The sequence below is a fragment of the Malaciobacter canalis genome (assembly GCF_008000835.1).
In the GTDB taxonomy this organism is placed as follows: Bacteria; Campylobacterota; Campylobacteria; order Campylobacterales; family Arcobacteraceae; genus Malaciobacter; species Malaciobacter canalis.
Genome location: NZ_CP042812.1, coordinates 2,625,420 through 2,648,456, shown reverse-complemented (window position 1 = coordinate 2,648,456; position 23,037 = coordinate 2,625,420). Strand labels below are relative to the sequence as shown.

Below are 23,037 nucleotides of genomic sequence, written 5' to 3'. Positions count from 1 at the left end.
AAGGCAGAAGATTTGAAAATATTACTACTAGAAGATAATAAGAGATTATCAGAACTTATTATTGAAGCATTAGAGCAAAAAAATTATAAGGTAGATTGGTTTGAAGATGGTAAAGATGCAATAAATGCAATCTATGATGGCTATGATTGTTTTATTTTAGATATAAATGTTCCAGGAATTGATGGACTTACTTTATTAAAAGATATTAGAAGCATGGATGAAAATACACCAGCTATTATTATTAGTGCAAATGTTGAGTTAGATACTATCAAAAATGCATACTCTAAAGGTTGTGATGAGTATATTAAAAAACCTTTTTATATATATGAGTTAGAGACAAAATTAAAAAAATTGTGTGTTCAGGATAAATCAGATATCTCTTTACCTGAAAATTATACTTATAATATAATAAATGAAACTTTATTTGATGATAAAAATCAATTTATAAAACTAGCAAAAAAAGAGATACTACTTATGACTTTATTTGTTAAAAATTTAGATAAAGTGGTTACTTTTGATCATATAGAGCAGTATGTTTGGCAAGGTGATTTAACTACAAATGAGAATATAAGAGCTTTAGTAAAAAGACTTAGAAAAAAACTTCCAAAAAATACAATACTTTCTCAAGGTGGAATGGGTTATAAACTAAATATCAATTAAATATTTGTTATACTTTTGCAAATTTTATAAGAAAGGTTCTTTATGAACTTTAATACTATTTTAGGTACAAAAGATTTTTTAGAGTACTTAAGAGGTAAACAAGCCTCTTTTTTATTGTCGTGTTCTGTTACAAAAACAGCTCAAATCAAGGGTATTTCACAAGCTGGTATTCCAGGAAAAATGCATTTAACTCCTACTTTAGATGCAGAGTTTTTAGCTACAAAAGAGGTTCGCTCTTTAGATAATATTGCTACAACTATTAAAGGTATTCCAACACCTGCACTTATTACAAGAGCAGTTCATGAATTAAAACCTTTTTCTAATTTAGAGTTTTTAAATTTAGGTTTTGAGATTTTGCCTAAATTTGAGTACTTTAAAATCCATGATTTTGATATAACTGCAAGTGAAAATATAAAAACAGGTGCAAATATTGATGCAATGGAAGTTTTTCAAAAAGGAGTTGAGTTTGGACAAAATTATAAGACTTCTAGTGAGTATACAATCTTAGCTGAAACTATTCCTGCTGGAACTACAACAGCAATGGCAACAGCACTTGCATTAGGCTATGATTGTAAAGAGTTTTTTTCAAGCTCTTTTAAAAATAGTCCAAATAGTATAAAAGATGAGGTATTAAAAAAAGCACTTGAAAATATAAAACCTCACATGGATATTTTTGAAAGCTTATCATATGTAAGTGATAATATGATTGTTTTTAATGCTGGGTTTATTTTAGGACTTCAAGCAACAAAACATAAGTTAATACTTGCAGGTGGAACTCAAATGGCAGCAGTTTTATTGACTGTTAATTCAATACTTAAAACAATGGGTGGAGAAATTGATAGTTCAAAACTTGCACTTTGTACAACAAAATGGCTTTTTGAAGATGAAAACTCTAATATAAAAGCACTTTTAGAGTTATTGGATTTTAAAATTAATGCATATAATTCGCAATTTGATTTCTCAACTAGTAAAAGTAAAGTTTTAAAACTTTATGATAAAGGTGAAGCAAAAGAGGGTGTAGGTGCAGGAGCAGCACTTATATATGCAAGTATAAATGGTATAAAAAAAGAAGATATCATAAATAAAGTAGAAGAGTTTTTAGGAGAATAAATTGGAGTTTAGTTCGTATTTTATATCAATATATTTAAAAATGTTTTTTATTATGACACCATTTTTTGTTTTGTCTGTTTTTTTAACAATTACAAATGAAAGTACAATAAAACAAAGGCATGCACTTGCTATTAAAACTACTATTTCAGTTATTGTAATGTCTTTAGTTTTACTATTCTTTGGTCAACATATTTTCGCAGTATTTGGCATCACTTTAGATGCTTTTAAAATAGGAGCAGGAGCTTTACTTTTTTTAACAGCAGTTGAGCTTGTAAAAGGAAATAAAGATAAACAAGAGATAAAAAATAAGTCTGTTTTAGATTTAGCAGTTGTTCCTTTGGCAATTCCTGTAACTATGGGACCTGGAACAATAGGTGTTTTACTTGTTATGGGTGCTGAGTTTAATACTTTTGCAAAATTAATGATTGGAAGTTTAGCTTTAGTTATGGCTATTTTTACAATTGGTGTGATGTTATATTTATCAAGCCATATTGAAAAAATTGTTGGAAAACAAGGACTTATGGTCATTTCTAAAATTACAGGACTTTTTCTTGCTGCTTTATCTGCACAAATTATTTTTAGTGGAATTAAAAGCTTTTTAAATTTAGGATAAAAATGAAATCATTTTACTTTGGTGGACAAAAATCAGGAAAGAGTTCATGCGCTAGCAAAAAAGCACTTATGCTTGCTAGTTCAAAACCATACTATATTGCAACTTATGATAATTCATATGAAGATAAAGCTATGCAAGATAGAGTTAATAGGCATATAAAACAAAGAGCTGAAGAGTTTATTACTATTGAAGAGCCAAAAGATTTAACTAAAGTAATAAAAGAAAATCAAACTTATTTAATAGATTGTATGACTATGTATATACTAAATAATCTTGAAAATGGTTATGAGTTTATGGAAAAACAGCTTGAAAAACTTTTTAAAATTGATTGTAATATTATTTTTATTTTAAATGACATAAACAATGGAGTAATTCCTATTGATAAATATAGTAGAGAGTTTGTAGATATTTCAGGTTTAATTGGGCAATTTTTAGCAAAAAATTGTGATGAAGTTATAGAAGTGAAATATTCATTAGAAAGAAGATTAAAATGAGAGAAATTTTTAATGCTTTTGCTTTTAGTCTATCATATTTTACAGTTTTCCCTGTATTTATAAAAGAGATGACAATTGATAAAAATACTTTTAAATATAGTTTGTTTTTTTTACCATTAATTGGAAGTTTAATAGCAATTGTTACTATTTTAGTATTTATGTTTTTAAGTAGTTTTTTTCATCCTTTATATGCAAGTGTTGTAAGTGCTGTAATATCTTTTGCTTTATATGGTTATTTACATACAGAAGCAATTACTGATGTTGTTGATGCTTGGTTTGCAAGTTATTCTGGAAAAGATGCTTATAAGATTATGAAAGAGTCAACTATTGGTGCAATTGGTGCAATTGCTACTTTTAGTTTTGTACTTTTAAAAGTATCAATTATTGCTTATTTACTTTATGAAAAGAAGTATGAAATTATCTTAATAGTTTTTATGTTTTCAAGACTTAGTTTAACATATATTTTACCATTTTTTAAATTCAATAAAGACAGCTTTATGAGTCAAGCTTTTGAAGCAAATGGAGTTAATAAAGTTAGATTTGCTGTTTTAATTTTTTTAGTTTTTGCAATATATTTAAATATGAATGCAATTTTACTTTTTGTTTTGGCATTACTGTTTTTATATTTAAATTTAAAGATTTTAAATAAAAGATTTGGTTTTGTAAATGGAGATTGCTTAGGATGTTCTATTGAAATAACAGAGTTACTCCTTTTAAATATAGGATTTTTTCTTTGAAAACTTTTGAGCATGGAGGAGATATACAAAACTTTGCAAAAAGTATAAATTGTAAGCTTGATGAAGTTATAGATTTATCTTCAAATATAAACTTTGTAAAGCCAGAAATAGCTTGTGATTTCAATAGTCTAGAAATATCTGCATATCCAAAATATGAAAAATTATATAGTAAAATAGCAAAAAACTATAAAGTAAAAGAGTTTGAATTAGAACTATATAATGGTGGAAGTAGTGCTATTTTTACACTTTTTAGGCACTTAGATTTAAATCACTGTACTATTTATTCGCCTGCTTATTTAGAGTATAAAAAAGCTTGTCATATTTATAAATATGATTATAATCTTATAAATAGACTTGAAAGAGTTGATGTGCCAATTGAAAAAAACACTCTTGTAGTCTTTGTAAATCCATCAACTCCTGATGGGACATATTATGAACTTGAAAAGTTTTTAAACTATTGGCAAAAACAAAATGCAACAGTTTTAATTGATGAGAGTTTTTTAGATTTTACAGATAATAACTCTGCTGTAAAATATATACATAGATATGAAAAACTATATGTATTAAAATCAATGACAAAGTTTTATAGCAGTGCAGGAGTTAGAGTAGGTACTATTATCTCTAATAAATTAAATATTGATGAATTAAAGAAATTTGAGCCTATGTGGAAGCTTTCTGCTTTTGATAGTGAGTATTTACAAAAAGCCTTAGAAGATGAAAAATTTAAAAAAGTAGCAAAAGCAATAAATGTAAAAAATAAAATCTACTTAGAAAAAATCTTACAAAATAGTAATTTAGTTGAGTTTATATTTAATAGTAGTGCAAATTTTGTTTTAGCAAGACTTAAAAGCTATACAGCAAAACAGTTACAAGAAAAGTTAAAAGAGTATAAAATAATGATACGAGATTGTAGTAATTTTGATTTTTTAGATGAGAAGTTTATACGAGTTGCTGTAAAGTCTCAAAATAATTTAGATGCTTTTAAAAAGGCTTTAGATGCTATTTCAAAATAAGTTTATCTACTATATTTCTTTGATTATATCAATAGTATTTATAGTAATAGTATTTTATATGATATTTACATCTTTTAAGATTGTTGATAGACAGTTTTTAGATATAGATGATAAAACATATGTAAATCAAGTAAAAATTGATGAGTTTACTCACTCTTTAGCAAAAAAATTAACACTACATTGTAAAAATGATAAACTTTGTGAAGTTCAAAGTATGCTTGATTTTACTACAAATATTCCTTATAAAGTAAATGAAAGTATTGCAAGAAGTGCAAGAAAAGTAGTAAGCCAAAACTTTGGGGATTGTGATGATAAATCAAATCTTCTTATTTCATTACTGCATGTAAAAGGTTATGAAGCATATTTTGTCCTTGTCCCTAAGCATATTTTTGTAATAGTGTATTTAGATGTAAATCAAAGTTTGAATAAAAAAGCTTTATATGTAAATGGTAAAGCTTTTTATAAACTTGAAACAACTGCAACTAATTCAAAAATAGGCTTTCCTTTAAAGTATAGCTTTGAGCAAATAGAAGCAATAATAGATCCTTTTGAAAATAAAAAATTAGTAGTAAACTCTTTAACTTATAAGTGAAATGAGTATACAATATTTTAATGAAACTTTATGAATATGAAAAAATACCAAGTCAATATGAAAAACTAATAGAACATATTAAAGAAAATATTGCTTTACATCAATATTTCAAAGAAGATTGGGGTGATGTAAAAACAAAACAGTATTGTGGAATATTAAGTTTTGAAAAAGATGATTACTATTTACTTCCTAAAATTTCTAATGATGAGAATACAAACTTAGATATATTTATTTATATGCTTATGTATGTGTATGACATAAAACTATCCAATGAACAAATAGCTTCTTGTAAAAATGAAAAGAGTGAAACTCTTTTGGAAGTATTAGTACAAATGTTTGTACAAAATCTTTTAGATGAACTAAAAAAAGGAATCTATAAAGAGTATGTTACTCATGAAGATAATCTAAGAACTCTAAAAGGCAAATATCTAATAAATGAAAATCTAAAATATAACTTTGTAAAAACAAAAATATATTGTGAATATGATGAGTTTAGTGAAAATAATACTTTAAATCAGTTCTTTTTATATACTATAAAAAACTTGCAAAAGTTTGTAAAAAATAAGAAGTATTTAAAGCAGTGTGAATTGATTTTTGATGAGGTAGAGAGTTTTTCTTTTGATGTTGATTTGTTAAATATTCATTTTACAAGAGTTAATAAAAGGTTTGAAAAAAGCTATTACTTAGCCCTCCTACTTTTAAAAAGACTAATTCCTTTATATAGTAAAGGAAAAAACTCTTTTGCTTTTTTATTTGATATGAATGTACTATTTGAAAAGTTTATAGCCAAAGTTATAAAATCTATTGATAATAATGCAAAAATACAAAATCAAAATAGTTTTGGAAATTTACTATTAAAACCTGATATTATTTTGAAAAATCAAATAATAGATACAAAATATAAAAGAATAAAAAGTTTAGAAGATTTAAAACAAAGTGACAAGTTACAAGCCTTTGCTTATGGAATAAACTATGGTTTAAAAAATGCGGTGCTTTTATATCCGAAGCATTTAGATGATGTAAATAAAGAGCTATTTTTAGGCGAAAATGAAAATAAGATTTGTTTAAAAATAAACTCTATTGATTTGAATTTTGAAGGGAACTTTAAAGAGTTTATAGAAGAGATAAAACGTAGATTGGAGAGAATATTATGAGTTTAGTTGAAAACAGTTTTTATAAAGAAATCAAAAAGTTACTTCAAGATGCAAGACAAAAAGTTTATCAAAGTATAAATACTACTATGACAAAAACTTATTATGAAATAGGTAAAAGAATTGTAGAAGAAGAACAAGGTGGTGAAAAAAGAGCTGAGTACGGTAAGGCTCTTTTAAAGAACTTATCTGAGCAGTTATCTAAAGAGTTTGGAAAAGGATATTCTGTTGATAACTTAGAGAATATGAGAAGGTTTTATTTATCATTTTCAAAATCAGAGACAGTGTCTCGGAAATTTAAACTTAGCTGGTCTCACTATATTTTTTTAACTAGAATTGAAAATATAAATGAAAGGGAGTTTTATGAAAATGAGGCTAGTGAAAACTCTTGGAGTTTAAGGGAGCTAAAAAGAGAGTTTAATAGTGGACTTTATGAAAGACTTGCATTAAGTAAAGATAAAAAAGAAGTGAGAACTTTATCAAAAGGTCAGAGTATAAATAGTGCTAAGGATATAATCAAAGACCCTTATGTTTTAGAGTTTGTAGGTTTACCTGAGCTTTCAAGTTATAGTGAGAGCCAACTAGAACAAAAACTTATTGATAAGCTAGAAATTTTTTTATTAGAACTAGGAAAAGGCTTCACTTTTGTAGCAAGACAAAAAAGAATAACGATAGATGAAAAACACTTTAAAGTTGATCTTGTTTTTTATAATAGGTTTTTAAAATCCTTTGTAGTAATTGATTTAAAAATAGGAGAGCTTAAACATCAAGACATAGGACAAATGTTGATGTATGTAAATTATTTTGATAGGTATGAAAAACAAGAAGATGAAAACCCAACAGTTGGAATAATACTTTGTAAAGATAAAAGCAAAGCCTTAGTTGAGCTAACTTTGCCAAAAGATAATAGTCAAATTTATGCAAGTAAGTATTTGACTGTATTGCCAGATAAGGAAGAGTTTAAGAAGATATTGGAAGAAGGGGAATAAATATGACAGCTGAAGAAAGAAAAGAAAAGTATAAAGTATTTTCAAGAAAAACTATACAGAATGAGACAACTATAAATTTATATGTTAATTGTCTGGAGAGTGATTTCGATAATAAATTACAGATAGGTTCAATTTTTGATATTACTGATATAGATTATTTAAATGAGTTAGATAAAAGATGTAATGAGGGTGATTTAGAAAGTTGGAGTCAAAATATAGGTAATCATAGACCAAGAGCTGCCATAAGAAAATATATAAGATTTTTAAACTCTAATCATGAAAGTAGTGAATTGAATATAAAAAATATAATGCTCTACGGTGCGCCAGGAGTAGGGAAAACTTATAACTATAAAAGACTTATTTCTTTAATAGAAGAAGGAAAGAGTGAGAGCGAAATATTTAATTTCATAAAAGAAAAAGATGATTATATAGTTGATGAAAATATCTATGAAAATATAAAAAAAGACAAAAGAGTTGAGTTTGTAACCTTTCACCAAAGTTACTCATATGAAGATTTTATAGAAGGTTTTAGACCAAGTGAAAATGCAAATATAGAACTTGAAGATGGTATTTTCAAAGTATTATGTGATAAAGCTAAAAATCAAAAAAAAGAGATGTTATATCAACAAATCTCATTTGATGAAGCCTATGATATTCTAAGAACAAAATATATAGAAGAAGAGGTTGAAAAGATTTACAGTGTATCAAATGTTGAAATTTTAATACATGATTTTAAAGAAAAAACAATAAAAGTTCAATCATTAAAAGCTAAAGATACACAATATGTTAAAAAGTCAGATTTAGAGACAGTTGTAAATGGAATTTTAAATGATGAAATAAAAAAGCCTAGTGATATAAGAAACTTAGATGTTAAGAAAGATACAATTTCTTTAGGTGGTCTTTATTTACCAATTGCAAAAAAGTTAGTTGAGTTAATAAGAAATACAAAAAAGAGTTTAGAAAAAAAAGAAAAAAACTTCTATATAGTAATAGATGAAATAAACAGAGGAAATATCTCTAAAATCTTTGGTGAGCTTATTACTTTAATAGAAGAGGATAAAAGAGATAACTTAGAAGTAACTCTTCCTTATTCAAAAGAGAAGTTTAAAATACCTTCAAATCTTTATATTATAGCTACTATGAACTCTACTGATAAATCAATTGCTACTATTGATATTGCTTTAAGAAGAAGATTTACTTTTTTAAAAATGAGTCCAAAACTTGAACTTGTAAAGGATATAGATTCTAAAGAATTGATGAAAAAATTAAATGAATTTATCAAAAAAACTAGAGGTGAAGATTTTATGTTAGGACATAGTTATTTTATGAGTGGATTAGATTTAGAGTTTATAAAAGAGTATAAACTCAAACCACTTTTAGAAGAGTATTTTTATGGTGATGAAGAAAATTATAAAAAAGCTTTAGATATTTTAGGAGATAAAAATAAATGATAGCAGTAGTTCAAAGAGTTAATTCTTCAAGTGTTAAAGTTGATAATGAAGTTGTAGGTAAGATAGGAAAAGGGCTTAATATCTTACTTGGTGTTAAAAAAGGTGATAGAAAAGAAGATATAACTAAACTTGTAAATAAAATAGCAAATCTAAGAATTTTTCAAGATGAAAATGACAAAATGAACCTATCACTTTTAGATATTAAAGGTGAGGCTTTAATAATCTCTCAATTTACCCTAGCAGCAAATGTGAAAAAAGGAAGACGCCCAAGTTTTGATAGTAGTGAAAAGCCTGACATAGCAAAAGATATGTATGAAGAGTTTGTAAAAGAGTTTGAGTTTTTAGGAGTTCATACTCAAACAGGTATTTTTGGAGCACATATGGATGTAAATATTCAAAATGATGGACCAGTTACTTTTATTGTTGATAGTAATGAATTAAATTAAATAAAAAAATTTAGGAATAAGATGAAAAATATCTCTATCTTTGGAACTAGTAGCGATGCTGGAAAATCTACTTTAACTTTTGTAATAGGTAAAATACTTCAAGAAGAGGGCTTTAGTGTTGCAGCATTTAAAGCACAAAATGTATCAAATAATTCAAAAGTTTGTGATGATGGAAGTGAGATTGCAATTGCACAATATTTTCAAAGTGAGGTTTTAGGTGTTCCTACTTCATATCACCTAAATCCTGTGCTTTTAAAATCAGGGCGTGGAAGTAGTGCTTCACTTATAGTTGAGGGAAAAGTAGTTACAAACAAAGATGTGAGAGAATACTATAGGGATTTAGACCTTTTAAAACCAGCTGTAAAAAGATGTTATGAGTATTTAGATGAAAAGTATGATTGTATCGTAAGTGAGGGTGCTGGAAGTCCTGTTGAACTTAATTTGATGGATAAAGATTTATCAAATATTTTTATTGCAGATCATTATAATACAAAAATTATATTAGTAGCTAATATTGAAAAAGGTGGTGTTTTTGCTTCAATTTATGGATGTTATCACTTGTTACCTAAGAAGTTAAGGCAGAATGTAATTGGAGTAATTATAAACAAATTTAGAGGAGATATCTCTTTATTTGATGAGGGTATACGAATCATAGAAGAAGATTTTAAAATCCCAGTATTGGGAGTATTGCCTTATAGTGCATTTAATTTAGGATTTGAAGATAGCGAAAGTTTACAAAATTTTATTCAAAAAAAGAAAAATAGTAAGTTAAATGTAGGAGTGATTTCATATCCTACTATGAGTAACTACAATGATATAGAACCACTAATTGCTGATGAAGAGGTTTTTGTAGAGTTTATAAGTTCTAATATTGCTTTAGATAAGTTTGATTTGATAATACTTCCTGGTTCTAAACTTGTAATAAAAGATTTAAAATGGCTAAAAGATACAGGACTTTTTGAAAATATTAAAGAGTTTAAAAAAAATATTTTTACAATTTGTGGTGGATATGAGATGATGTTTGAAAGCTTAAATGATAAATACGCTTTGGAAAATGAAAGTGAAACAATAGAAAAAGGATTTGCTTTTATCGATGATGATATTATTTTTGAAAAAGAGAAAATACTAAAAAAGAGTAATTATAAATTATTTGGCTTTGATGTAAGTGGCTTTGAGATACACCATGGAGTCTCAAAAAAATATCCTTTAAAGTATGAAAACAAAAATCTAAAAGGTACATTTATTCATGGTATTTTTGACAATGATGAGTTTAGAACAAGCTATTTTAAATCTATTTGTCATGATTATGAAGGTTTTAACTTTAAAGAGTATAAGAAAAGTAAAGTTGATGAATTTGTAAATAAAATGAAAAGCAAACTTGATGTAAAAAGGATACTTAAAAGTGTTTTATAGTCTTGCTTTAATTGCATTTATAATAGATAGATTTTTTGGAGAGTTTGCTAAATTAAAAATTAAACATCCTATTATTTATATTGGTGATGTGATAAAGTTTTTTGAAAATAAATTTTATAAAGATACAATTTTACGAGGATTTTTATTAGTTTTATTTACTTTAAGTATAGTTTTTATTGTTATTTATTGTATAAGTTTTATTGAAAATATTTTTTTTCAAGGCTTTTTAGCTTCATTTACTCTTTCTTCAAAGATGTTATATGATTGTGTAAAAGATGTAGTTGAAAGTGAAAATATTGAAGATAAAAGAGAAAAGATATCAATGCTTGTAAGTAGAGATACAAAAGATATGACAAATAGTGATATAAATAAAGCAAGTATTGAAACTTATGCTGAGAACTTAAGTGATGGAGTTATAGCTCCACTTTTTTATTTGGTATGTTTTGGGCTTATTGGAGCATATTTATATAAAGCTATTAATACACTTGATTCTATGGTTGCATATAGAAATAAAAAATATGAAAAATTTGGAAAAATTAGTGCTAGATTAGATGATATTGCTAATTTTATACCAAGTAGAATTACAGCTATTTTAATAGCTTTATTATTTAAAAGTAAAAAAGCATTTAAAGAATTTAATAAATATGGCAGTAAACACGAAAGTCTAAATGCAGGCCTTCCAATAGCCTCAATGGCTTTAGCAACTAATTTAAAACTAGGTGGAGATACTTCATATTTTGGTAAAGTTAAGCAAAAACCATATTTTGGTGGAGAAAAAGAGATAATTGAAGATAGTGATGTACATAAAGCACTTAGTATAAAAACATCACTTGATATGTTTATAATTATAGTATTGGGAGTATTATATGTCTTATATTGATTGGTTTGAAGCCCATGGAAAAAAACATGCAAAGATTATGGAAAAATTAAAGCATAAAAGCGATGATGAGGTTATAGAGTATTTTAGATTTGAAAATATGGTAAAAAATGAGCCAGATTTCTGTCCTTTGTATAAAGATAATAAAAAGTGCCATGATTATGAAAAACTAAACTGTTATTTATGTGCTTGTCCTAATTTTAGATTTAATGATGATGGCTTTGAAAAACAAGAAGATAAAACTTTGTATTCATATTGCGGGATTGATTCAAAAGATGGAAGCCAATTTATTGGAGATACTTATATTCATCAAAATTGTGCAGGCTGTATAGTGCCTCACAAAGAAAAATATATTAAAAAGAACTTTTCACGAAATTGGTTTGAAGTAATGAATAAGGTTAAGCCTAAAATTTAGAGAAACTTAACATTTTTATTTAAAGAGTACCCAATTCCTTTAATTATTGTAATACTATCTTTAGGAAGCTTTTTCCTTAATCTTTTTATCATTGAACGAATATTTGCCAAGGTTGTATATTCACCTTCCCATACATACTCCTCTATATTTTCATAAGTAGCTACAAAATGAATATTTCTAGAAAAAAACTCTAAAAATAAAATCTCTTTTTTTGTTAACTCTATCTCTTCTTCATCTTTATAGAGTCTATGATCAATAAAACTATATCGATAAGACTCATCAAATATTAAATACTCTTCTCGTTCTCCACACAATTTTTTTACTTTTTGTAAAAGTTCAATAATATAAAAAGGTTTTTTTAAATAATCATCACACCCTTTTTCATAAGACTCTTTTACTTTATCTAATTCATGATTTGAACTTATTATTAAAACAGGTGTTTTTGAATGATTTAATCTTACATACTCTAAAATCGATATTCCATCGGTATTTGGAACATTTATATCTAAAATAAAACAAGAGTATCCATTTCCTATAAACTCTAATGCATCATCACCATCAGAAAAACAGTCTACTCTATATCCTTCATCTAACAGGGCATATTTCATAACATTTGATAATCTTTCATTATCTTCTAATAATAGTATTTTCATCTATTTTGCACCAATCTTATAGTAAACATAGCTCCCCCTTCTACATTTTCAACCAAAATTTTCCCCTTCATTTTATCTTCAATTATAACTTTTGTCATATATAAACCTATTCCATGACCTTTCTTTTTTGTTGTGTAATAAGGTTCAAAAATTCTATCTATATTTTTAATCCCTTGTGCATTATCTTTTATTTTTATTATTAAATCTGAATTGTCATTAAAAATAGATATCTCTATATTTCTATTTTTGTAATGATTGTTTAATAAAGCATCTCTTGCATTATTAATTATATTTAAAATTGATTGCATTACTTCATTTTTATAACCATTTACTATTAAATCTGTTTTTTCTTCTATATTTAAATCTATATTTATATTATTATATTTTAAATTATGATTAACTATTTCAAGCATTGATTTTATTGCATCTTGTATATCAAAATCAACTTTTGCATTAGAGGGCATAATAAACTTTTGAAATTCATTTATTGTATCTGTCATATATGTTACTTGTTGCATTATATCTTTTACAAAACTACTATCTTCTTTTACATTTTTTAATTTTCTTGTATAAAATAGTTCTTGCGCAATGGCTGTGATTTCTATTAAAGGAGTTTTCCATTGATGTGCAATTGATGAGAAGATTTCGCCAATTTCTGCTAATTTACTTTGTTGAATAACAAATTGTCTATTTTTTTGTTTTTCCAAAATAATTTCACGCTCTTTTGTTATATCTGTAAATATAGTAACATATCCTTCATATTTTATCTTTTCTTCTTTGAATTTTGCTTGTTTTATTAAATAAATTCTTTTTATTGAATTACTAGTTATAAATGTAAATTCATTATTATCTTTGTTAAGATTGTAGTTATCCATTACTTTTATAATTTGCTTTGCATTATTGTTTTTATCTAAATCGTTTAGTTTTTTCCCATACAAAGAATCAAATGGTAACTTTACTAAATTACAAAATCTATTATTTGAATCAACAATTCTTCCATTTGCATCTTGCCAAAAAATTGGGCTATCAATTGCATTTAACATAGTTGCATCAAACTCAATTCTTTTTCTTAAATCTTTTTCTAAAATTTTTCTTTTATAAATATTATGTATTAATCCTAAAATTAAAAAAATCAATAAAGGTGAGATGATAAATACAAAATCAATAAAATTTCTATAATTATCAAAAAAAGTCTTTTTCTTGTGAATTATCTTATAAGGTTCATCTAAATTGACAATTGTAAGTAAAAATTGAGTTAATTTTTGATAATCGAAAAAATATTCAAACTCTTTATATAAAATAACTTTTGCTTTTTCTTGATTTAATATATCTAATGCCATCTCTCCAGAGTTTTTACCTAGTTTGTATAGGTTAACTATCTTGCCACCAGTTGCTCCTTTATCCATAAATAAAGAGTCTGTAACAAATATTGGTATTTTGGCATTTTTTATGAAGTGTGAAATTTCACTATTTTTATTTAAATCACCATTTTTATTTTTATAAAATCTAATAAATAAAGCAGCACTATGATCTTCAAAAGGATAAACTTGTAAAGAGGATAAATCATCTTCTTTTAGATAAATCAATTCCAGACGACTTTTATAATTATTAATTAAATTGAAGATTAAAGGCTCTGTATGAAGTCCATTTAAACTTTTGTCATTTATAATATAAAGTTTTCTAATTTTGTAAAAATTTTTTTCAATTATTTCTACATTTCCTTTTAAATCTCTTTTTTCTAAAATTGCAGATACTCTATTTTCAAGGGAAAGTTTTTTTACTCTTTCTTTGGAAAATCTTTCAATACCTACAGCTAAAACGCGCTCATTTGTAAACAGTTCAGAATAGTTATTTATTACAAAATCATAAGCAAATCTATCAATAGGAATAATTAAATCATATTTTCTATTTTTTAATTGTATCTTATAGAGTTTTTTTAAACTATCAAAGTACTCTTTTGAGGATACTCTTTTTGAATCCATATATAAAATATTAAAATCAATATTATCTTTTTTAATTAAGACATCTTCTACTCCTTTTATAACTTCATCACTCCATTGGTAGCCTTTATGATAAGAGTTAATAATTAAAACAGAATATGCAAAAACTTCTATATTGATAAATATTAAAAATAAAAATAGTTTTTTCATGTAAAGATTATACTAAATAGTATATTAATAACTACAAAACTTAAATTATATTTAATTTTTAAATTAAATTAATATATTTCATCTATTATTTATTTTGTCATATTAATGACATATTGAGTTATTACAATTCCACTATGAATAACCATTCACATATGGAAAAAAAGGACAAATTATGGAATTTACAATTCAACTAATCATTGTTTTGGCTGTATTATTTCTAGGTGCTAGAAAAGGCGGGCTAGCACTGGGATTATTCGGTGGTATTGGTGTTGTTATACTAATCTTTGGATTTGGTATGGAACCTGGGAATCCTCCTATTAAAGTTATGCTTGTTATGTTAGCAGTAATTACTGCTGGTGCAACACTTCAAGCTTCTGGAGGTTTGGATGTTATGCTTCAATTAGCAGAAAAGTTATTAAGAAAACATCCAAAACATGTTACATTTTTAGGTCCATTGACTACATTAACATTAACATTTTTATGTGGTACAGGACATGTTGTATATACAATGTTGCCTATTATTTATGATATTGCAATTAAAAAAGGTGTTAGACCAGAAAGACCAATGGCAGCAAGTACAATTGCAGCACAAATGGGTATTGTAACTTCTCCTGTATCAGTTGCTGTTGTTTCACTAGTAGCAATGTTATCAGGTCATGCTATGATAAATGGTAAAGAGTTAGATTTAGTTCAACTATTATCAATAACTATTCCTGGTGCAATTTGTGGTGTTTTAGTTGTTGGTTTTTGGAGTATGTATAGAGGTAAAAACTTAGAAGATGATGCTGAGTTCCAAGAAAAACTAAAAGATCCAGAAATGAAAAGATATATTTATGGAGAAGAAAAGACATTATTAAATAATAAATTACCTCAAACTCACTGGAATGCAATGTGGATATTCTTAGGTGCAATTGCAGTTGTTGCAATTTTAGGTGCTTTTCCTGAACTTAGACCTGTAATAAATGAAAAACCTTTATCAATGGTTTATGTTATTCAAATGTTTATGTTATCAGCAGGTGCTATAATTTTTGTTGTTGCAAAAGTTAAACCATCAGATATCTCTAGTAATGAAGTATTTAAATCAGGTATGGTTGCTCTTATTGCTGTTTATGGTGTTGCATGGATGACTAAAACAATGTTTGGTGGACATATTGGTGATATTAAAGAAGTTCTTGGTGGATTTGTTGCTCAATATCCATGGGCATATGCGATTGTATTAATTTTAGTATCTAAACTTGTTAATTCACAAGGTGCTGCATTGGCTGCTATTGTTCCAATTGCACTTTCTGTAGGGGTTGATCCTGGTGTAATTGCTGCATTTGCTGCTGCTTGTTATGGATATTATATCTTACCAACATATCCAAGTGATTTAGCTGCAATTAGTTTTGATAGATCAGGAACTACAAGAATTGGTAAATATGTAATAAACCATAGTTTTATTATTCCAGGCTTACTTGGAGTAGGTACTGCATCAACTGTAGGATTTATTTTAGCAAAATTATATGGAATAATTTAATACAGTTTTAAAAGTTTAAAGAGAAATAGATTTTCTCTTTACTCTTTTATAAAATAATAACTACGCTGTTATAATTGAAAAGTAATTATAACCATCTTTATATGAATACTTTAGTTTATATTTATGCATATTTACAATAGTTTTTACTATATAAAGTCCAAGCCCAAAACCATCTGCTCTTTTCTCTTCTTGTGAAAAAGGTTCAGTATAATAATCAAGCTTATATTTTAGTTCACAACCTTTTGATATTACATCAATTCTTTTTTTATTTGCTATTACACTTACTTTTTTATCTGTTGAAAACTTAATACCATTATCAAGTAAATTTTTAAGGGCCACACTAAAAAGGCTTATATCAACTTCAAAAGTAAAATCATTTATCTTTGAAGAGATATTTGATGGTTCTATCATCATAATATCAAGAGTTTTTCTATAAATATTAAAAAAAGATGTAATCTCTTTGTATAGTACAGATGTTTTTGATGTAATTCTTTCAACAGTAGCAAGCTCTTTGATAATATCATCCATTCTTTTAAAAGCTTTTTGAAGCATCATTTTACTTCTTTCATCTTCTAAAGTCTCAGCAATAAACATAGCCTTTGTAATAGGCGTTTTTAGTTCATGCATCATATTTCTCATAAAAAGATTTTTTGATTCTGTTTGATTATTTATAAGTGTTATTGCAGCATCAAAGTTTTTTGCAATTTCACCAATTTCATCATTTGATTTTGGTTTAATCTTTATATTTAAATCACCTTTTGAAAACTTTGTTATTTCACAGTTTAACTCTTTAAGTGGCTTTAATTTTCTTTTTAAAATAATATATAAAAATAAAATAGTTGATAAAGATAAAACAAGTATTAAAATAATTACAGCAATATTGTATTTATTTGAATGTAAATCTTTTAGCATTAGATTATATCCAAGTTGTTGTGCATATAAATAGTATTCAGAATCATATAAATATATTCTATAAGTTCCCAAATAAGTCTTTTTTATTAGAAGCTCATAACCGTCATTTAATATTTTTAGTTTCTCTTCTCTATTTTTTACTTGTTTTACTTTAAATTGCTCATAAAGCTTATCTAGTTGACTTTTTGATGGTTTTTTATTGAAAACGGAAAGAAAATTTTCAGCTATGATTTCATATCTATTTTTTTGCGTTATTTGGTGTTTTTGCATATCAAGATTTATAAATAGTGCAAAAGTAATTAAAATAGCAACAAATGCGATTGTAAAAATTGCATTAATAAAACTAGAAATAGATATATTTTTAATCATATAAGTTGGTATCCAATTCCTCTAACAGCTTTAATATAAGTTTTAGAATCATCTATTTTAGCTATTTTATTTCTAATTCTTGAAATTATTACATCAATATTTTTTAAACTACTATCATCTTCAATATGTTCACTTGCATAAATAAAATCTTCTCTTGCAACAACTGCTCCATTTCTTTGAATAAGTAGCTTTAAGATATCAAATTCTGCTAGTGTTAAGCTTAGTGTTTGTTGCTTTAAACTAATTTGCATATCATCACTTTTTATGGTAAATGCAGTGTTATTAGTAGTTTGTTCAACAGGTTCTTTTTGTGTAGAGATTCTTTTTAAGATAGCTTTTATTCTTGCTTGAAGCTCTCTTGGGTTATATGGTTTTGGCAAATAATCATCCGCACCTCTTTCAAGTCCCATAACTTTATCTAGTATATCATCTCTTGCACTTGAGATAATAATAGGAATATCAGAAACTTTTCTGATTTTTGGTATTAATTCAAGACCATCTATTTCAGGAAGTGTTAAATCTAAAATCAATAGTTCAAAATCTTTTTGTATCTCTAGTGTTGATAGCCCAAGGTAAGGGCTATCAAAATTTGTTACTTCAATATCAAATGATTTTAAGTAATCACTGATGATTTGAGCTAACTCTAAATCATCTTCAATCATTAGTACTTTTATTATGACATATCCTTTATTTTATAACTAATAAAATAGTTTGTCCGTATCTATTTACGTAAACTCTTTTATGTTTATTATTATACTTTCTGATTGCTTGTTGCATGTTTACAAAAGATTCAATTTCCATATCCTCTATTTGCACAATTACATCACCTGGTTGAAAACCAACTTTTTCAGCTTTTGATTTTGGCTCAACTTCTGTGATTAGTACACCTTTTATATTTCTGTTGATTCTAAATTTTGCCATCATATTTGTATCAAGTTCTGCTAATCTTAATCCACCTAAGAACTTACCATTGTTTGCAGTTGATACTATAAGACCATCTCTATTTCCTAAAACAATATTGAATGTATAGTTTTTCTTATCTCTTTCTATTTGTAAACTTATTTTTTGATTTGGTTTAAAAGATGCAATTATATTTTGTAAATCAGCTCTATCTTTTACTGGTTTATTGTCTATAGAGTAGATTAAGTCACCTCTTTTTAATCCATACTTTTCAGCTGGTGTATCAGGTGAAATATCTAAAATTAATGCACCTTTTTTGTGATTATAAATTCTTGTTAGTTTTTTATCTAAATCACCAATAACTACACCTAAATAACCCCTTGTTACTTTTCCATCTTTTATTAGTTTTTCAACTACATCTTTTACCATAGCAACAGGAATTGCAAAACCTATACCATCATTTCCTCCACTTTTAGAAATAATAGCACTATTTATACCAATCAATGCACCTCTACTATCAATTAATGCACCACCTGAATTTCCAGGATTTATAGAAGCATCTGTTTGAATAAAGTTTTCATATCTATTAATTCCAACTTTATTTTTATTTAATGCTGAGATTATACCTTGAGTTACAGTACTTCCAATTCCAAAAGGATTACCCAAAGCAAAAATTATATCACCAATTTTTAGATTATTTGAGTAACCTATCTTGATTGGTTCAAAGTTATTTCCCTCTATTTTAATAACAGCAACATCGCTATCAGCGTCTTTACCAATTACTTTTGCATTGTATTCTGTAGGATCATCACCTATTGTTACTATAATTTCTTCTGCGTTTTCTATTACATGATTGTTTGTAACAACATATCCATCTTTTGATAATATTACTCCAGAACCAAGAGATCTTTGAATTCTACTTTGTTGAAATTGATTTCCAAATTGATCACCAAAAAATCTTTTGAAAATTGGGTCATTGAACATTTGTAATGGAAAATTTTCCATTGCATTTACATGTCTTTTTGCAGAGATATTAACTACTGATTTCATTGCATCTTTAACGCTTGAATTAAAAGATAATAACTCTGTTGATGAAGTAGGAGATACTCTTTTAGTATCTTTTTGAGCCATATTAAAATCAATAGAGTTTGCAAATATATTAGTAGCTATTAATGTTGAAATTATAAATAGTTTTGATTTCATATTTGTTCCTTTTTTATTTTATTGTAAAAGTATAAGCTTTTAGTGTAAACTAATTTACAATCAAAGGTTAACAAAGAGTTAATAAAAGTAAAGAAAGGAAGTTCTCCTTTCTTTTTTAATTATAAGTCAGATTTTAAAATTGCTCCAGAACTTGCGTTTGTAACTAAACTTCTATATTGTCCTAGCCATCTTGAATTAAGAGGTTTTTTAAGTGGAGTAAACTCAGCTTTTCTTTTTGCTATCTCTTCATCTGATAAGTTTACTTCTAAAATATATTTATCAACATCTATATGAATTTCATCACCATCTTTTAAAAGTCCAATCATACCACCCTCAGCAGCTTCAGGACTTACGTGACCAATTGAAGCACCTCTTGTAGCACCACTAAATCTACCATCAGTAATAAGTGCAACTTTATCTCCAAGTCCCATTCCCATTATTAATGAAGTAGGTGCAAGCATCTCTTGCATTCCTGGACCTCCTTTTGGTCCTTCATATCTAATAACAACTACATCTCCAGCTTTTACTTTTCCCTCAACAATACCTTTTATAGCTTCTGGTTGTCCATCAAAGCATACAGCTTTACCTGTTAATGCTCTAGCTCCTGTAATTCCAGCAGTTTTAATAACAGCTCCTTCTTTTGCAAGATTACCATATAAAATTGCAAGTCCACCAACTTTGCTATAAGGATTATCAATTGTATGAATGATATTTGTATCTTTAATATATGCATCAGAGATTCTTTCTAATATTGACTCTCCTGTGATTGTAAGATTATCAAGTAAAATATCGTCACCTCTTTTACTCATCTCTTTCATAACAGCATTTACACCACCAGCTTTATTGATATCTTCCATATGTACAGTACTTAAAGATGGAGAAATTTTTGCAATATGCGAAACTCTTTTTGAAATTTCATTGATATTTTCAAGATTGAAATTTACTCCTGCTTCTTTTGCAATTGCAAGCATATGTAAAACTGTATTTGAACTTCCACCCATTGCCATATCAACTGCAAAAGCATTTTTAACAGCATTTTCATTTAAAATATTTCTTAATTTAAATTTTTCTGTTTTTTGTTTATCTTTTGCTATTTCACAAACTCTTCTTGCCGCTTTTCTATAAAGTTCTTCTCTTTGAGGAGTAAGTGCTAAAATAGTTCCATTTCCAGGTAAGGCAATACCCATAGCTTCCATAAGTGTGTTCATAGAGTTAGCTGTAAACATACCTGAACATGAACCACCACTTGGACATGCATTACACTCAATATCTTTTAACTCTTCCTCGTTCATATCCCCTTTTTCGTATTTACCAACTGCTTCAAATGCTGTTGCTAAATCAATAGGGTTTCCATCTTTTGTGTAACCTTTTGCCATAGGACCACCAGAAACAAATACAGTAGGAACATCAACTCTTAATGCACCCATAATCATACCTGGTACAATCTTATCACAGTTTGGAATAGCAATCATTGCATCAAGTTTATGTGCATTCATAACTGTTTCAATTGAGTTTGCAATTAGTTCTCTTGATGGAAGTGAGAATAACATACCATCATGTCCCATTGCTATACCATCATCAACACCAATAGTATTAAATTCAAATGGTACACATCCATTTGCTCTAATTTCTTCTTTTATAATTTCTGCTACTTTATTTAAAAAGAAATGTCCTGGAATTATCTCAATAAATGAGTTTGCAACTCCAATAAATGGTTTATCAAAATCTTCATCTTTTAATCCTGTAGCTCTTAATAGTGATCTGTGGGGAGTTCTTTCAAATCCTTTTTTTACTTCATCACTTCTCATGTTTATCCTTTAGTGTAACTATAATTATTATAATTGAGATTATACTAATTTTGGTGTTTTATTTAGATAAAATATAAAAAAAAAGAAAATTTTTAATTTTTTTCAAAAAACTCTTGACAAATAAAAATTTTTCTATTATAATTCCAGTCCAATTTAAGAATAACAACTTCAAAAGATGTTAAAACTTAAATTCAAAATGTGCGAGTGTGGCGGAATAGGTAGACGCGTGGGACTTAAAATCCCATTCCGGTTTCGGAGTGTGAGTTCGATTCTCACCATTCGCACCATTATAATAGTGTAGAGAGTTGACAGAGTTGGTCGAATGTACCGGTTTTGAAAACCGGCGAGGTTCACGCCTCCGGGGGTTCGAATCCCCCACTCTCTGCCACTTTTATTAATTTAATTCACCCCCCCCCTTTTTTACTTTAAAAAATATTATTTATACTTTGATTTTAAAATAAGCTACTTTAATTATAATACACCTCATGAAAACAGATATATTACAACAATCAAAAAGTGTAAATAAAGGTATGTTATTTATGCTATTAGCTGTTTTGCTTCTTCCTTTTACAGATGCAATAGCAAAATACTTATCAACATCACTTAGTCCAACTCAAATTGCATGGATTAGATTTTTTATGCAAGTAGTATTTATTTTTTTAATTAGCCTTTTTGTAAAGCAAAAAATTCAAAAGTTTAGATTTTCTTATATTTTTTTAGGGCTTTTTGTTTCACTAACTATAATACTTCTTTTTTGGGGGCTTAGATATTTGCCCTTAGCAAATAATATAGCTTTGTTTTTTATTGAGCCAATGGTACTTACAATTTTATCAGTAATATTTTTAAAAGAGAAAATCTTTTATAATCATATAATTGCTGTATTAATAGGTCTAGTTGGAACTTTTATAATTATAAGACCAAACTTTTCTTTATACGGCATAGCTTCATTTTTACCTATTGCTTCTGCTATATGTTATGCTTTGTATTTAATGTCTATTAGAATGGCTTCAAATATAGGAAATAGTATTAGTTTACAGTTTTGGGTAGGTGTTGTAGCTACTTTTTTCTTATCAATTGTAATATTATTTGGTGAAAGCTTTAATATTGAAGTTTTTAGTTTTCATAAAATAGATAGTTCAATTTGGTGGATTTTACTAATTTTAGGTATAGGAACAACAATAGTACAACTTCTTGTTTCAAGTGCTTTTTTTCACGCAAAAGCTTCAACTCTTGCATCTTTTCAATACTTAGAAATAATAAGTGCTACTATTTTAGGATGGCTTATGTTTAGTGAAATTCCTGATAAATTTACTATTTTAGGAGCGCTGATTGTAATTTTTGCTGGTATATATTTAGTAAGGCATGAAAGAAGAGCAAATAAAGGGAAAAATTTAAATCAAAATTAAGAAATCTTTGCTATAATTCTATTCCACTTTTTTGGAGGTATAGCAAAGTTGGTAATGCCCGGGATTGCAAATCCTGTATGCGTCGGTTCGAGTCCGGCTACCTCCTCCACAAGAAGCTCAAGATGACAGCTTAAAAAAGCTTTTTTCTTGAGCTTTTTT

Annotated in this window: 22 protein-coding genes and 3 tRNA genes; 19 read left to right on the top strand and 6 right to left on the bottom strand. The window is 26.9% G+C overall.

Annotation, left to right across the window (positions count from 1 at the left end):
• Positions 1 to 12 precede the first annotated feature (12 nt).
• From ACAN_RS13055 to ACAN_RS12990, 14 genes are read left to right on the top strand one after another with little or no spacing between them, the layout of a single operon-like run.
• Positions 13 to 660: a response regulator transcription factor gene (locus tag ACAN_RS13055; RefSeq protein ID WP_099335179.1), complete on the top strand. Its 648-nt coding sequence runs from the start codon at positions 13 to 15 to the stop codon at positions 658 to 660.
• Positions 661 to 702: 42 nt separating this feature from the next.
• Positions 703 to 1,770: a nicotinate mononucleotide-dependent phosphoribosyltransferase CobT gene (gene cobT, locus ACAN_RS13050; protein ID WP_099335180.1), complete on the top strand. Its 1,068-nt coding sequence runs from the start codon at positions 703 to 705 to the stop codon at positions 1,768 to 1,770.
• A 1-nt stretch (position 1,771) separates the two neighbouring features.
• The gene (locus ACAN_RS13045; protein WP_099335181.1) at positions 1,772 to 2,383 is read left to right on the top strand and encodes a MarC family protein; all 612 of its coding nucleotides are present in this window, start codon (positions 1,772 to 1,774) and stop codon (positions 2,381 to 2,383) included.
• Between the two features lie 2 nt (positions 2,384 to 2,385).
• Positions 2,386 to 2,877 carry a bifunctional adenosylcobinamide kinase/adenosylcobinamide-phosphate guanylyltransferase gene (locus ACAN_RS13040; protein WP_099335182.1) on the top strand — a complete coding sequence of 164 codons (492 nt, stop codon included), beginning with the start codon at positions 2,386 to 2,388 and terminating at the stop codon, positions 2,875 to 2,877.
• Entirely contained in the window at positions 2,874 to 3,614 is a 741-nt protein-coding gene (locus ACAN_RS13035) for an adenosylcobinamide-GDP ribazoletransferase (protein WP_099335183.1), read from the top strand. Before ACAN_RS13040 ends, ACAN_RS13035 begins: the two co-directional genes overlap by 4 nt.
• Positions 3,611 to 4,627, top strand: coding sequence for an aminotransferase class I/II-fold pyridoxal phosphate-dependent enzyme (locus ACAN_RS13030; RefSeq protein ID WP_099335184.1), 1,017 nt, complete (start codon positions 3,611 to 3,613; stop codon positions 4,625 to 4,627). Before ACAN_RS13035 ends, ACAN_RS13030 begins: the two co-directional genes overlap by 4 nt.
• Entirely contained in the window at positions 4,611 to 5,219 is a 609-nt protein-coding gene (locus tag ACAN_RS13025; RefSeq protein WP_099335185.1) for a transglutaminase-like domain-containing protein, read from the top strand. Before ACAN_RS13030 ends, ACAN_RS13025 begins: the two co-directional genes overlap by 17 nt.
• A 20-nt stretch (positions 5,220 to 5,239) precedes the next feature.
• Positions 5,240 to 6,373: an McrC family protein gene (locus ACAN_RS13020; protein ID WP_099335186.1), complete on the top strand. Its 1,134-nt coding sequence runs from the start codon at positions 5,240 to 5,242 to the stop codon at positions 6,371 to 6,373.
• Complete coding sequence (locus ACAN_RS13015; RefSeq protein ID WP_099335187.1) at positions 6,370 to 7,359, top strand: PDDEXK nuclease domain-containing protein; 990 nt, start codon at positions 6,370 to 6,372, stop codon at positions 7,357 to 7,359. Before ACAN_RS13020 ends, ACAN_RS13015 begins: the two co-directional genes overlap by 4 nt.
• Positions 7,360 to 7,361: 2 nt before the next feature.
• The gene (locus tag ACAN_RS13010) at positions 7,362 to 8,810 is read left to right on the top strand and encodes an McrB family protein (RefSeq protein WP_099335188.1); all 1,449 of its coding nucleotides are present in this window, start codon (positions 7,362 to 7,364) and stop codon (positions 8,808 to 8,810) included.
• Positions 8,807 to 9,256, top strand: a complete 450-nt coding sequence (gene dtd / locus ACAN_RS13005) for a D-aminoacyl-tRNA deacylase (protein ID WP_099335189.1) — start codon at positions 8,807 to 8,809, stop codon at positions 9,254 to 9,256. The genes ACAN_RS13010 and dtd overlap by 4 nt, the downstream gene beginning before the upstream one ends.
• Before the next feature lie 21 nt (positions 9,257 to 9,277).
• Positions 9,278 to 10,669, top strand: coding sequence for a cobyric acid synthase (locus tag ACAN_RS13000; RefSeq protein WP_099335190.1), 1,392 nt, complete (start codon positions 9,278 to 9,280; stop codon positions 10,667 to 10,669).
• Positions 10,659 to 11,549 (top strand): adenosylcobinamide-phosphate synthase CbiB, encoded by an 891-nt coding sequence (gene cbiB / locus ACAN_RS12995; protein ID WP_099335191.1) that lies wholly within the window; start codon positions 10,659 to 10,661, stop codon positions 11,547 to 11,549. The genes ACAN_RS13000 and cbiB overlap by 11 nt, the downstream gene beginning before the upstream one ends.
• Entirely contained in the window at positions 11,536 to 11,961 is a 426-nt protein-coding gene (locus tag ACAN_RS12990) for a hypothetical protein (RefSeq protein WP_099335192.1), read from the top strand. Before cbiB ends, ACAN_RS12990 begins: the two co-directional genes overlap by 14 nt.
• Here ACAN_RS12990 and ACAN_RS12985 read toward each other — a convergent pair.
• The gene (locus ACAN_RS12985; RefSeq protein WP_099335193.1) at positions 11,958 to 12,614 is read right to left on the bottom strand and encodes a response regulator transcription factor; all 657 of its coding nucleotides are present in this window, start codon (positions 12,612 to 12,614) and stop codon (positions 11,958 to 11,960) included. The two genes, ACAN_RS12990 and ACAN_RS12985, sit on opposite strands and share 4 nt — an antisense overlap.
• Positions 12,611 to 14,764 (bottom strand): sensor histidine kinase, encoded by a 2,154-nt coding sequence (locus ACAN_RS12980; protein ID WP_099335194.1) that lies wholly within the window; start codon positions 14,762 to 14,764, stop codon positions 12,611 to 12,613. Before ACAN_RS12980 ends, ACAN_RS12985 begins: the two co-directional genes overlap by 4 nt.
• Positions 14,765 to 14,936: 172 nt before the next feature.
• Here ACAN_RS12980 and ACAN_RS12975 point away from each other — a divergent pair, with 172 nt between their 5' ends.
• Complete coding sequence (locus ACAN_RS12975; protein WP_099335195.1) at positions 14,937 to 16,280, top strand: anaerobic C4-dicarboxylate transporter; 1,344 nt, start codon at positions 14,937 to 14,939, stop codon at positions 16,278 to 16,280.
• Between the two features lie 60 nt (positions 16,281 to 16,340).
• On the opposite strand, the gene ACAN_RS12970 is transcribed toward ACAN_RS12975, so the two are convergent.
• From ACAN_RS12970 to ilvD, 4 genes are all read right to left on the bottom strand, one after another.
• Positions 16,341 to 17,561 (bottom strand): ArsS family sensor histidine kinase, encoded by a 1,221-nt coding sequence (locus ACAN_RS12970; protein ID WP_099335196.1) that lies wholly within the window; start codon positions 17,559 to 17,561, stop codon positions 16,341 to 16,343.
• Positions 17,558 to 18,238 carry a response regulator transcription factor gene (locus ACAN_RS12965; RefSeq protein ID WP_191287737.1) on the bottom strand — a complete coding sequence of 227 codons (681 nt, stop codon included), beginning with the start codon at positions 18,236 to 18,238 and terminating at the stop codon, positions 17,558 to 17,560. Before ACAN_RS12965 ends, ACAN_RS12970 begins: the two co-directional genes overlap by 4 nt.
• A gap of 10 nt (positions 18,239 to 18,248) precedes the next feature.
• Positions 18,249 to 19,664 carry a Do family serine endopeptidase gene (locus ACAN_RS12960; RefSeq protein WP_099335198.1) on the bottom strand — a complete coding sequence of 472 codons (1,416 nt, stop codon included), beginning with the start codon at positions 19,662 to 19,664 and terminating at the stop codon, positions 18,249 to 18,251.
• 119 nt (positions 19,665 to 19,783) lie between these two features.
• Positions 19,784 to 21,472 carry a dihydroxy-acid dehydratase gene (gene ilvD, locus ACAN_RS12955; RefSeq protein WP_099335199.1) on the bottom strand — a complete coding sequence of 563 codons (1,689 nt, stop codon included), beginning with the start codon at positions 21,470 to 21,472 and terminating at the stop codon, positions 19,784 to 19,786.
• A gap of 200 nt (positions 21,473 to 21,672) precedes the next feature.
• Between ilvD and ACAN_RS12950 the strand changes: the two genes are divergently transcribed.
• The 4 genes from ACAN_RS12950 (at position 21,673) to ACAN_RS12935 (ending at position 22,987) form a co-directional block, all read left to right on the top strand.
• Positions 21,673 to 21,759, top strand: a tRNA-Leu gene (locus ACAN_RS12950).
• Positions 21,760 to 21,771: 12 nt separating this feature from the next.
• Positions 21,772 to 21,860, top strand: a tRNA-Ser gene (locus ACAN_RS12945).
• A gap of 97 nt (positions 21,861 to 21,957) precedes the next feature.
• Positions 21,958 to 22,878: a DMT family transporter gene (locus ACAN_RS12940; RefSeq protein WP_099335200.1), complete on the top strand. Its 921-nt coding sequence runs from the start codon at positions 21,958 to 21,960 to the stop codon at positions 22,876 to 22,878.
• Between the two features lie 33 nt (positions 22,879 to 22,911).
• Positions 22,912 to 22,987, top strand: a tRNA-Cys gene (locus tag ACAN_RS12935).
• The last annotated feature ends 50 nt before the right edge of the window (positions 22,988 to 23,037 follow it).